At 66.0% G+C, this 11,792-nt stretch carries 8 protein-coding genes; 3 read left to right on the plus strand and 5 right to left on the minus strand.

What is annotated here, in order from left to right:
• Positions 1-7: 7 nt before the first annotated feature.
• Positions 8-3,370: a protein kinase domain-containing protein gene (locus AAFP30_RS11615; RefSeq protein ID WP_419230053.1), complete on the minus strand. Its 3,363-nt coding sequence runs from the start codon at positions 3,368-3,370 to the stop codon at positions 8-10.
• A gap of 134 nt (positions 3,371-3,504) precedes the next feature.
• Between AAFP30_RS11615 and AAFP30_RS11620 the strand changes: the two genes are divergently transcribed.
• Together AAFP30_RS11620 and AAFP30_RS11625 are read left to right on the plus strand one after the other, a co-directional pair.
• The gene (locus AAFP30_RS11620; protein WP_419230054.1) at positions 3,505-4,395 is read left to right on the plus strand and encodes an SDR family NAD(P)-dependent oxidoreductase; all 891 of its coding nucleotides are present in this window, start codon (positions 3,505-3,507) and stop codon (positions 4,393-4,395) included.
• Positions 4,392-5,300 carry an MBL fold metallo-hydrolase gene (locus tag AAFP30_RS11625; protein ID WP_419230055.1) on the plus strand — a complete coding sequence of 303 codons (909 nt, stop codon included), beginning with the start codon at positions 4,392-4,394 and terminating at the stop codon, positions 5,298-5,300. The genes AAFP30_RS11620 and AAFP30_RS11625 overlap by 4 nt, the downstream gene beginning before the upstream one ends.
• A 4-nt stretch (positions 5,301-5,304) precedes the next feature.
• Here AAFP30_RS11625 and AAFP30_RS11630 read toward each other — a convergent pair whose 3' ends face one another.
• Both AAFP30_RS11630 and AAFP30_RS11635 read right to left on the minus strand, forming a co-directional pair.
• Positions 5,305-6,522 (minus strand): sulfotransferase family protein, encoded by a 1,218-nt coding sequence (locus AAFP30_RS11630; RefSeq protein ID WP_419230056.1) that lies wholly within the window; start codon positions 6,520-6,522, stop codon positions 5,305-5,307.
• 2 nt (positions 6,523-6,524) lie between these two features.
• Positions 6,525-7,721: a hypothetical protein gene (locus AAFP30_RS11635; protein ID WP_419230057.1), complete on the minus strand. Its 1,197-nt coding sequence runs from the start codon at positions 7,719-7,721 to the stop codon at positions 6,525-6,527.
• Positions 7,722-7,796: 75 nt separating this feature from the next.
• Between AAFP30_RS11635 and AAFP30_RS11640 the strand changes: the two genes are divergently transcribed.
• Positions 7,797-9,080: a competence/damage-inducible protein A gene (locus AAFP30_RS11640; RefSeq protein ID WP_419230058.1), complete on the plus strand. Its 1,284-nt coding sequence runs from the start codon at positions 7,797-7,799 to the stop codon at positions 9,078-9,080.
• Positions 9,081-9,092: 12 nt separating this feature from the next.
• On the opposite strand, the gene AAFP30_RS11645 is transcribed toward AAFP30_RS11640, so the two are convergent.
• Positions 9,093-10,325: a kynureninase gene (locus tag AAFP30_RS11645; RefSeq protein ID WP_419230059.1), complete on the minus strand. Its 1,233-nt coding sequence runs from the start codon at positions 10,323-10,325 to the stop codon at positions 9,093-9,095.
• Between the two features lie 258 nt (positions 10,326-10,583).
• Positions 10,584-11,774 (minus strand): MFS transporter, encoded by a 1,191-nt coding sequence (locus AAFP30_RS11650; RefSeq protein ID WP_419230060.1) that lies wholly within the window; start codon positions 11,772-11,774, stop codon positions 10,584-10,586.
• Positions 11,775-11,792: the final 18 nt, after the last annotated feature.

Here is an 11,792-nt window from a genome sequence, read left to right on the forward strand (position 1 = left end):
AAGTGATTCAGAAGTGGCCGCCGCCGATCGACCGCGCCGCCGCGGCCACCGACGCAACGCCGGCACCGCCGTCGATGGCGAAGCGGACCATCCCGGCCTCGTCGCAGGCCTCGAGGACAAGCGCCATCTGGTCCTGCGCGTCTTCGGATCGCCCCGCGGCGGCCAAGCACAGCGCCTTCAGCCGCCTGGCCTGCAGCAATGCTCGGCGTCGGTGACTGTCGGCGAGGTGGTCGACCCACTCCCGCGCCCAATGACACGCCAACTCGACACTGCCGGGGTCGCGCAGCAGCAGTCGGATAGCGGCCTCTTCCTCGGCCTGGGCGATGATCTCGGCGAACCCGGCTGTCGGCTCGACACGGTGGGCGTAGTCGACGCGCGGGTGCAAGGTGCGGCGGGTCGGCACCCCCAGCGCGATCATCTCGACCTCCACGAAGGCGCGGAGCCGGCGGGCGGCGATCCGGTCGGCGACGTCGGCAGCGGCGTCGAGCAGTTCCCCAGCCCGCTCAAGATCACCCCGCTGCACTGCCAGGCGCGCGCCGGTGACGTAGCGGGCGCGGATCATGTCGGTGATGCCTTCGTCGGGCGCGAGGGTGAGACTGTCTTCGAGGAGTCCACTCGCCTCGTCGGCCGCACCCCGCTGGTAGAGCAGTTGGGCGAGCAACCCAGCGGCCAGACGGTAGGCCTGCGAACCGCCCGCACTGTTGCGCCGCGAGACGTGCACCGCGCTGCGCAGGCAGTGTTCGGCCTTATCGAGCTCTAGCTCCTCGATATAGGCAAGTCCGTCCAGCGCGTATCCGTACATCACCGCGTAGGCACCGGTGTTCTGCTCGTGGTACGGCAACGCCCATTGCTGGCGACGATGGGCCTCGTCGAAGTCGAATCGCATGGTGGCCGACATGGTGGAGACGTCGGCGGCCGAGGAAACGACGAAGGGCGGCAACGAGTCCGGATGCGCCAGGCATTCTTCGACGAGGGCGTCGATGCGGTCGACGCGATCGGCGGTGGCGTCGGTGCAGGCCAGCGCGACGTCGGCCTCGATACGCATCCCGGCGACGTCGGGCGCGTCCGCGGGTTCGCGCTGTAGCGCGGTATTGACCCGACCGATCGCACCGCGCGCTCGATCGGTATGGTGCAGCAACACATTCGACCAAGCCACCGCCAGTTGTAGTCGGGGCCGTGCGGCGACCGCACTCGGCGGGAGCTTCTCCACCAGTCCGAGCAGGGTTGTCATCTGCGAATGCTCCAGCAGCGTCCGACCATCCGCTTCGACGAGTTCGACCGCCCGACCCGAATCCTGCGCCGCCAGCGCATGATCGACGGCTTCGGCGAGCATACCGTGTTCGGAGTACCACTCCGATGCCGAATTATGGAGTGGCAGAACCAGTTCGGGGCGGTCCCGTTCCAGTCGCCGTCGCAGGAACTCGAGAAACAGCGGGTGGAAGCGGAACCAGTCGCCGTCGGGATCGATCCTGCGGAGGAACAGATCTCGCATTTCGATGTCCTCGAGCAGCGCCTGCCCCCGGGGTTCGCCGCTCAGCGCGGTGGCGAGGCCGGCGCAGATCTCGTCGGCGACCGAGGTGGTGAGCAAGAAATAAAGGATGTCGGGTTGCAGTGCCCCCAAGACATTTTCGGCGAGGAAGTCGCCGATGGCGCGGTGCCGTCCAGAGATGTTGGAGATGAGTTCTGACGGACTGTCCGCACTGCGCAGCGACAGGCACGCCAGTTGTAGCGCCGCAACCCAGCCGTCGGTGGAGTTGCGCAGGTCGGTGATGTCACTGTTCTCCAGGTCCAGTCCGGCAACATCGACGAGGAAGGACCTGGCTTCGTCGTCGTCGAAACACAATCCGGCGATGTCTATTTCGACGAGCTCGTCGTGAACGCGCATGCGACTGACCGGAAGTCCGGTGCGGGATCGGCTGGTGATCACCAATTGCAGGTGATGGCAACCATGTTCGAGGAGGAAGTCCATCGAGGCGATGGCGTCGGCGTCGGTGACGCGGTGCCAGTCGTCGACGACTATCACGATGCGTTCGCCGTGCTCGTGGATCGCGTTGATGAGGGCGGTCAGCAGGCACTGGTCACCGTTGGTGCGGTGGTCCTCGAGGGGTTCGTCGAGATCGGCGGTGACGTCGGGGTTCACGCGGCGGATCGCCTCGACGAGGTGGGTGAGGAACCACGACAATCGGTTGTCGTCGTCGTCCAGTGTCAGCCAGCCGACCTGGACACCTTCCTCGTGAAGTCGCTCGGCCCATTGCGCGGCCACCGTCGTCTTGCCGTACCCGGCGGGTCCGTGGATGAGGATGAGGCGACGACGTTCCCCGGCGCGCAACACCTCGAGCAGGCGGCTGCGAGGTACTTGCGTGCGGCGACGCAGCGGTGGCCGGAACTTGGTCGCCGGTGTCGGCGGGGCGGTGGTGGAGTCGGCGTGCCGTCGCGGCGGTCCCCCGGTAAGCGGGTCCTGGGTGGCTTGGGCGGGCAGCGCCATCTCGGTGACCGGCTGCCCGAGTCGTCGCTGGATGTCACGCAACTCTTCCCCGTAGCCGGCGGCCGTCGTCGGACGGTCCTCGGGCTCGCGGGCCATCGCGTGTTCGACGGCGTGCGACACCTCCTCGGGGACGCCGGCCGAGCGGAGATCGGGGACGGGTTCGGCGGCGATCCGCAGGAATTGGGCGACGACCTGTTCGCCGCTGCGGCGTTCGAAGGCTGCGTGTCCGGTGAGCGCGCAGAACAGGGTGGCACCCAGGCCGTAGACGTCGGAGGAGACGGTGGGTGCGTCGCCGGTGAGCAACTCGGGGGCGGTGAAGGCGGGTGAGCCGGTCACCATGTCGGCGCCGGTCTCGAAACCATTGACGATCCGGGCGATGCCGAAGTCGGTGAGCTGCGGTTCGCCGTACTCGGTGAGCAGGATGTTGCCGGGTTTGATGTCGCGGTGCAGGGTGCCGGATCGGTGGGCGGTCTCGAGCGCACCGGCCATTTTCACGCCGAGGCGCAGCACATCCGGCCAGTCAAGCGGACCCTGCTTGCGGATGCGCGCGTCCAGCGAGTCGTGCGGGTGATACGGCATCACGATGAACGGCATGCCGCTGGTGGTGGCGCCCACCTCGAGGATGTTGACGATGTTCGGATGCCCGGACAGCCGACCCATCGCCCGCTGTTCACGGAGGAAACGTTCGAGACTTTGATCGTCGAGGTGATCGGTGAGGATCTTGACGGCGACAGTGCGATCGAGCTTGAGCTGGCCACAGCGGTAGACGGCACCGAATCCGCCGCGACCGATCAGCAGGGGATCGGTAAATCCGGCCGCAGTCAACTCTGCTGCGACATCCGGGAGAACATCGCGCTGCGTCATCAGCGGATCGAAATCAGCCATCTCCTGTCCTCGATCACCCCCGGGTTTGGGGCCGGGCGTGAGTTCCAGCCTAATCCTCCGAGATGGGTGATGGGGGTGAATGCGGGGGCCGAATTGCCGGGGTTCGGCATCGCTGCGTCCGTAGGGTCGAGGGCATGGATATCGATCTGTCAGCACTCAGCGGCCGTCGTGCGATCGTCACCGGCGCCACCAACGGACTCGGCATGGCGACCGCACGAGCGCTCGCGGGCGCCGGGGTCCGGGTGGTGTTGGCGGTGCGCGACGTCGACCTCGGTCGTCGGCGCGCGGCAGAGTTCGGCGGCGATTGCGAGGTGATCGAACTCGATCTCGCTAATCTCGCCTCGGTGCGGTCCTTTGCCGAGCGGCTCGACGGCCGGGTCGACTACCTCATCAACAACGCCGGTGTCTTCCCACACACGCACACGCGCACCGCCGACGGATTCGAGTTGGGGATCGGCACCAACTTCCTCGGCCCATTCGCGCTCACCAGTCTGCTGCTTCCCCGCATCGAACGGGAGATCGTGCTCGTCGCGTCGGATGCGCACAAGGCCGGGCATGTCGACCCCGAGGATCTCGACCTGACGCGGCGCCGGTGGAATCCGGCGCGCGCCTACGCGCAGTCGAAGCTCGCGGTGATGTTGTGGGGGCTCGAGCTCGACCGTCGCCTCCGCGCCGACGGATCGCCGGTGTCGGTCATGATGACCACACCGGGGTGGGTGGCGTCGAATATCTCCAACAAGCCTCGTCTCGCTCTCGCCCATCGGGCCGTCCAGGGTGCCGCATCGGTGTTCGCCAACGACGTCGATGCGGGCGCCCGGACCACGCTGTACTGCCTCACCGCACCCATCGCTCCCGGAAGCTACGTCGGCGTCGACGGACTGTGGGCGCTGCGTGGCGAGCCCGTCCTGTTCGGAAGGTCCAGCGAAGCCTGCGATTTCGAGCTTGCCGGGCGATTGTGGGCGAAGGCGGAGGAGCTGACCGCGTCCCGGGATCCGGATGCGGCCGGCATAGGCGGCATGTCATGAGCGAGGCAACGCTGGACTGGTTCGGATGCGCCACCTTTCGGCTCACGCTCGGCGGCGCCGTCGTCTTTCTCGATGCCTATATCGACCGAGTCGACGGCGCCGTGGGCAGCGGAATGAGCCCCGACGATATCGACACGGCCGACTGGATTCTCGTGGGCCACTCCCACTTCGATCATCTGTGGGGTGCCGAACGGATCGCGCGACGGACCGGCGCCACCATCGTCGGCAATTACGAGACCACTCGAATCATGACCGAACAGGGAATCCCCGCGGGCCAATTGATGTCGGTGTCCGGCGGCGAACGCATTCGACTCGCCGACGACATCACCGTCACCGTGTTTCCCAGTCTGCACAGTTGCGTGTGGTCGCATCGTCAGATGCCGGATTCCGATGTGGCGTGCTTCGGCGACATCGGCCTCACCTACCAAGAACAACTACGACGCTACGGCGAACTCACCGATTGGCTCCGCGGTCTCGGGGCCGACGTCGTCGCGCATCTGCAGGAGTCCGACCAGGGCGCCCGCGGAGACGGGCATACGCTCGTCTACCTTATCGAGTCGCCCGCAGGGTCAATCCTGTTCCAGGACACCAGCGGATACTGGGCCGGCATCCTCGATGACGTCACTCCCGACGTCGCGATCCTGGCCGCCGCCGGACGCGGGAACATTGATGGCAATCCGGTGCAGGGCACCCTCGCACAGTTCGTTGCCGCCGAGGTTGATCTACTGAGGCCGCAACGAGTTGTATTGTGCCATCACGATGATTGGTTGCCCGGCTTCTCGCGTGCAATCGATGCGGCACCGATCGCGCGGGAACTGCGGGGAGTCTCGCCGGGCACGGAACTCGTTGAGATCGGCTACGTCAGCGGTTACCCGATCCTCGATGGCCTCACGGCGGCCAACTGAGTTATCACAGCGAAAATGTCTGCCGATACCGCGCATACGCTTCGTCGACTTCCTCAGCGGTGAGTCCGAAATCAGCGAGGTCGTAACGGTGCACCCCATGCGCGTTCTGCGCATGACCCGAACGATGCTCCGCCATCCGAGCGCGAGTCTCGTCGGTGAGGTCGAATCTGGCTGCCGCATAGATACGTTCGACCTGCCCCATGGGGTCGTCTATCAGGTCGGTGTACTGGACGTCGAGGAACACCTCAGGCCTCGCCGCCCGCACATCGAGCGCCCGATTCACCATGTCGGCATTGCGCGACAACCAATGTCGCGCAACGGCCGATGCGTCGACGTGATCGCTGAACATCGAATGCCCGTGCGCGAGCATGCTGGAAAACGACGCGGTGGTGCTGCGCGGATCCCGATGGGTCTGCACGATGAGGGCGTTGGGGAAGACATCGAGCAGGGTGTCGAGGTGCTCGAGGTGGGCGGGTGTCTTGAGCACCCACCGCGGCCGCGGGTTCTGCGTATGCAGGATCTGCAGCAGGGTGCGGAGATACTCATACGACTGATGCATGTCCTGCCGCTGCAACCACGCCGCATAGGACGGCACCGACAGCATCGCTTCGGGAACCTGAGAAAGTATCGAATACTCCTGCAGCAGAACGTCTTCCTCAGGACCGTCGGCCTCCACGGCATGGATGGCAAAGAAATGCGGATTCAGATACCGCAGCGCCAACTCGGCACCCTTGGTCTGTGCGATGCGCGCCCTTGGCGCACCCGGCTTCTCGTGCTTGCGCGGCAGTAGATGAATGACCTCCCACGACCCCACCGACCGCATCTGAGGGTCGGCGCCGATCAGTCGGTGCAGCATCGTGGTACCGCTGCGTTGCAGTCCGGCGATCACGATTGGCGGGGTGATCTCAATGTCGCGGATCTCGGGGTGCGTGCGGATCAGTTCGGCCACACGCAGTCGGGTGGTCAGGATGCCGTGCAGCCGTGCGCGAATCACCAGTGCGCCAAAGGTACTCAATCGGGCATCGTCGATGATCGACGACGTCAGCACATCGAGCGCTTCGTCGACCTGCGGGTCAGCCACCCAAGGCAGCCCGGTCGCCTTCACCGCCCGACGGCACAGCGCGTCGGCGGACAGATCCACCCGGATGCCGCGCGACTCGAGCACCGCACCGACCCGGTTGATGGTGCGGATCGGTCGTCGTTGAAAAGGGCTGAACGGCACGGCTATTCCGGGGAGCTCAGCGCGGCCAGCTCGGCGGTGCTGACGACCCGGATCCGCGGCTGCGGATGCGTCGTCGCCCGAATCCAGCGGAAGGTCATGCCACCACAGTCGTGGCCGGTGGTGTCGATCCAGTTCGGGAGGCCAGGGTCTTTGTGCGCAACAACGATTCGGACGCTGCCGTCAGGCTCGTAGGTGGCGGTGTGTTTGTTGACGTGAATCGGGTGATAGCGGTAGTCGAGAGATTCGAACCAGTGGTTGTCGAGGACGAAGTTCCAGGCGTCGCAGTCGGGGATCTCGGTTTCGATGACGAGCGCTTCGTCGGGGCCGAGTCGCCAATAGCTGTGGTAGTAGATGATGTTCGGGTCGCCACCGAGTTTCGTCGACTTATCCGGGTCGAACATCGGTAGCTCGTTGACGTGCTTCTGAAAGTCATGCGACCACTTGGCGAACAGCATCGACGCCCCCGCGACCATGAGACTCGCCTTGCCAAGACCGGCGTCGATCTGAGCGGCGGTCACCGGTGCCGGCGCAGCGGAGCCACCGACGAGTTCGATGGTGAGGTCGGCCGGTATCTCGGTGGCGCGGTCGGCGAAGGTCTGTCGCACGATGAGCAGCCCCGTGTCCAGGGTCATCGAGAGCCAGTTGCCGGGGTGCTCGGTGGCGCTGACGATGAGTTCGAATCGGCCGTCGTCGCCGATCTCGAGGTCGGCTGCCTCAACATAGCCGGTGGTCGGCATCTGGCCGCCCTCGCCGTAGTTGCCTTCCTGGGTGCCGAAGCCGAGGTAGTCGACGGTGCCGCGGGTGCCGGTGATGCGGTAGTCGAGTGTTCCGTCGACGGTGGCGTTCATGTAGTAGTTGTCCGGGTTGTCGGAGCCCATCTTGGCGGTCTCGTGGATCATCCGCCGCAGGACCGGTGCCCGTGGGTCGGCGTACTCGATGAACGCTTCGAGGCCGGCGCGAGTGAGTCGGCTGAGGTAGCGATAGCCCTCGGCCTGGGTCAGCGGATCGGTGGGAGTGCCGGGGAAAACGACCGCGGCACCGGCGGCCTTGAGCGTGTCACAGAATTCCTCCCACGACTGGCCGCTGGCAATGCGCTGCTCGGCGAGGGTGTCCGGCGTCTGACCACGCATCTTGAGATAGGCCAGTCGCGCCTTCTTGAACTGCCCCAGCGCTGCCGTCGCTATCGTCCTACCGTTCATCGCCTACCTCTCGTTGCGGTCGTGGTTCCATGATCGGCGACCGGCATCTGTTTTGTCCCGACTACGCTTCATGAAATGACAGTGCGCGCGGGCATCGTGGTCACCGGTACCGAGGTTCTGACCGGTCGGGTTACCGACCGCAACGGGCCATGGGTGGCACAGCGCCTCCTCGAGATGGGCGTCGACGTCGCACACATCACTGTGTGCGGCGACCGGCCCGACGATCTCACCGCACAACTCGCCTTTCTCGCCACGCAAGGCGTCGACCTCATCATCACCACCGGCGGGTTGGGTCCGACCGCCGACGACCTCACCGTCCCCACGGTCGCCGAGTACTGCGGCCGGCCGCTCGAGCTCGACTCGGCACTCGAATCGCACATCGAGGGCATCATCCGGCGCTGGCAACACCTCGACGACGGACCCATCCCCGACGCGCTCGCCGTCGGGATCACCAAGCAAGCGATGGTTCCGCAAGGGGCAGAATCGATTCCACCGGTCGGGACCGCACCCGGGGTGGCCATTCCGCCGTCGGACAACGGATCTCCGATGCCGGCGGTACTCATCCTGCCCGGTCCCCCGCGCGAGCTGCAGACCATGTGGCCGACCGCGATGGCGGCGTCACCGGTGGCCGAAGCTATTGCCGGACGTGACGACTACGTCCAGGAGACGATCCGCGCCTATGGCCTATCGGAGGCGGATCTCGCGGAAACCCTGCGCGACGCCGAATCTCGCGTCGACGACCTGGCCGCGTTGGAGATCACGACGTGTATCCGCCTCGGGGAGATCGACATGGTGACCCGCTTCCCCGAAGCCGCCGTTGGTACCTATGCGTCGCTGGTCGATGTGCTGACCAAACGCCATGGGCGACAGATCTTTTCCACCGACGGCTCGACCATCGACGAGCAGATCGCCCGACTGCTGGACGGGCGGATGATCGCGACGGCCGAGTCGTGTACCGGCGGGATGGTGGCGGCACGCCTGACCGATCGGCCGGGGTCGTCGGCGTATGTGCTGGGCGGTGTGGTGTCGTACGCGAACGAGGTGAAGAGCGAAGTTCTCGGCGTGCCGGAGGAATTGCTCGCCGAGCACGGCGCGGTGAGCGAACCGGTGGCCGCGGCGATGGCCGAAGGAGTGTTGCGGCGCTTGGATGTTGATGTCGCGGTGTCGACGACGGGAGTGGCCGGCCCAGGCGGGGGCACCGAGCTCAAACCGGTCGGCACGGTGTGGTTCGGGGTGGCGGTCACGGGTCAGCCGACGGTCACCAAACTCCGCCGATTCGCCGGTGACCGCGCTACCGTCCGGGCGCTCGCCACCACGGCCGCACTGCATCTCGTCGCACGGACACTGCGGAACTCCTAGTCGTCGAGCGATTCACGACGCGGCAAGATCGTCGCGAATCGCCGCCACACCGTCAACCACTTCACCGAAGGTGGTGCTGAGAGGACTCAACCCGATCCGAATGCCGTCGGGTCGGCGGAAGTCCGGGATGACCCCACGCACCCACAATCTGTCGGTTGCTTCACGGAATGCGGGGTGGTCGATGGTGATATGTCCGCCCCGACATGCGGGGTCGCGCGGCGACGACACCTGCACCCCCACTCCGGCGAGCCAGTCGTCGACGAGCGACAGCGCGAACTCGGTGAGCGCCACCGATTTCGCCCGCAGCGCCGGCATTCCCGCCGAGTCGATCATGTCGAGAGTGTCCTGGATCGGGAGCATCCCGATGATCGCCGGGGTTCCACTGAGAACACGTCGAATACCCTGCGCCGGAACGTATCCCTGCTGCATCTCAAACGGCGCCGCCCTGCCCATCCACCCCCAGATCGGTTGTACGAAGTCGTCGAGATGTCGGGCGGCGACGTAGGCGAAGGCCGGCGACCCCGGCCCACCGTTGAGGTACTTATAGGTGCAACCGACCGCGAAATCGACTGACCACGAATCCAGTTCGATCTCCACCGAACCGGCCGAATGGCAGAGGTCCAACAGCAGTAGCGCTCCCGCTTCGTGCGTGATCTCCGTCAGCGCGGGTGCGTCGAGCAAGTACCCGGACCGATACGCGACGTGACTGAGGACCACCAGGGCGGTGCGGTCGGACACGACGGCCGTGAGATCTGCCGCCGTAACCCCACCATCGAACGCGGCGTCGATCCAGCGCAGCGTCAGACCGAGATCGCCGGCCAGCGACTCGATCAGGTAGCGGTCCGTGGGGAAATTGTCGCGGTCGAGCACGATCTCAGTGCGATCCGGCCGCATCGCCACCGCTGCGCGCGCCAACTTGTACAACAGGACCGTCGTCGAATCACCAATCACCGTCTGCCCTGGCGCTGCACCGAGTACCACGCTGCCAAGCCGATCGCCCAGCGCCAGAGGCAGATCGAACCATGCCTCGTCCCAACCACGGATCAGCCGGCCCGCCCACTCGTCGGAGATGAACGTGGCCAGCCGTTCCGCGGACGCCCGCGTCGGACGGCCGAGGGAGTTGCCGTCGAGATAGGCGACGATGTCGGGGTCGTCGTGTCGGAGGAACCGACGTGGAAACTCTCGGAGCGGGTCGGCGGCATCGAGTTCGGCTGCGCGGGCGAGAGCGTCGTCGAAAGAAGCCATAGGAGGACGATACCCGCACCTTACGAACAGGACGGTGAGTTGCTGTCGACGGGAAAGTGGTTGCTGTCAGCGGCAAAACGGTTGCCGTCGGCGGGAAAGTAGTTGCTGTCGGCGGGAAAGTGGTTGCTGTCAGCGGTAAAACGGTTGCTGTCGGCGGGAAAGTGGTTGCTGTGGACGGGAAAGTGGTTGCTGTGGGCGGGAAAGTGGTTGCTGTGGGCGGGAAAGTGGTTGCTGTGGGCGGGGGGCTGGGGTGTGGGGTCAGGCGGCGGGGAAGGCGCGCTTGCCGACGACCGCGATGAGCAGGCCGACGCCCACCATCGTGGCACCGATGATCGCGAGATAGGTGATGGCCGAATCGGACTGGAGCACCGAACCGCCGATGAGTGCGCCCAGGGCGATACCCACGTTGGCGGTCGCGTTGATCCACGCGCCGGCAACCTCGGGCGAATCGGGCAGCGCACGCACCGCCGACGTCTGGTAGATCGCGGGCACGCCACCGAACACGCCGTTCCACAAGCCGACCGCGAGGAGCGCCAGCGCCAACCACTGTTGCCCCAAAGCGATACCGAGGAGTGACGCGGCCAGCAGTGCCAGCACGACAAGCACCGTGCCGCGCGGACGCCGGTCGATGCTGCGCCCGGTACACCACAGTCCCACCAGACCGCACACGCCGCAGACGAGCAGCAGCGGCCCGATCGACGACTCGGACGCACCCGCGGTCAGCAGCACCACACTGATGTACGTATAGACCGTGTAGTGACCGATGAACGTGATCATGTTCGACGACACCACTACACCGAGATTTGCTCGCGCACTGCGTGATCCAGATCCCGTCGGCGCCTTCCCGCCGGGCACCGCGGGCAGGAATTTGATGACCAGTGCCAGCGCGACCGCGGCGGCCACTGCCAGCACGAGGAACGCGTTACGCCAGCCGACCGCGGCACCGAGCGCCGTCGACAACGGCACACCCAGGACGAAACCGGCGGTGGAACCACCGCCGACGATCGCCAGCCCGCGACCCACCTGCCCGCTTTCCACCAGTCGCGGCACATAGCCGATGCAGACCGCGAAGAACAGCGCATGCGACAACCCGCCGATAACCCGCCCCGCGGCGATCACCGCGAACGACGGCGCCAGGAAGATGACCACATTGGACAGCAGGTAGCCGCTCACCGTCGCCACGATCAGCGGCTTGCGCGGCATGCGCCGCGTCGCCAAGGTCAGCGGTACCGAGAAGACCGCCACCATCACCGCGAACACCGTGACGAGCCGCCCGGTCGTCGACGCACCGACGCCGAACGCGTCGCCAATCGACGGCAGCAAGCCGACCGGAAGCATCTCGGTCGTCACCGCCAGACAACACGCCAAGCCCAGCGCCAACAGCGCGGGCATGTTGTCGCGGACGTCACCGCCGGTCTTCGGCGCAGGGGTGTAGGTGGTGTTGGACACGAGTCACGAATATACTCG

The sequence above is a fragment of the Gordonia sp. CPCC 205515 genome (assembly GCF_048537925.1).
In the GTDB taxonomy this organism is placed as follows: domain Bacteria; phylum Actinomycetota; class Actinomycetes; order Mycobacteriales; family Mycobacteriaceae; genus Gordonia.

Coding starts and splice junctions, on each gene's coding strand:
- AAFP30_RS11640 (WP_419230058.1), top strand. CDS start 7,797: ATGACAGTGCGCGCGGGCATCGTGGTCACCGGTACCGAGGTTCTGACC.
- AAFP30_RS11625 (WP_419230055.1), top strand. CDS start 4,392: ATGAGCGAGGCAACGCTGGACTGGTTCGGATGCGCCACCTTTCGGCTC.
- AAFP30_RS11620 (WP_419230054.1), top strand. CDS start 3,505: ATGGATATCGATCTGTCAGCACTCAGCGGCCGTCGTGCGATCGTCACC.
- AAFP30_RS11615 (WP_419230053.1), bottom strand. CDS start 3,370: ATGGCTGATTTCGATCCGCTGATGACGCAGCGCGATGTTCTCCCGGAT.
- AAFP30_RS11635 (WP_419230057.1), bottom strand. CDS start 7,721: ATGAACGGTAGGACGATAGCGACGGCAGCGCTGGGGCAGTTCAAGAAG.
- AAFP30_RS11645 (WP_419230059.1), bottom strand. CDS start 10,325: ATGGCTTCTTTCGACGACGCTCTCGCCCGCGCAGCCGAACTCGATGCC.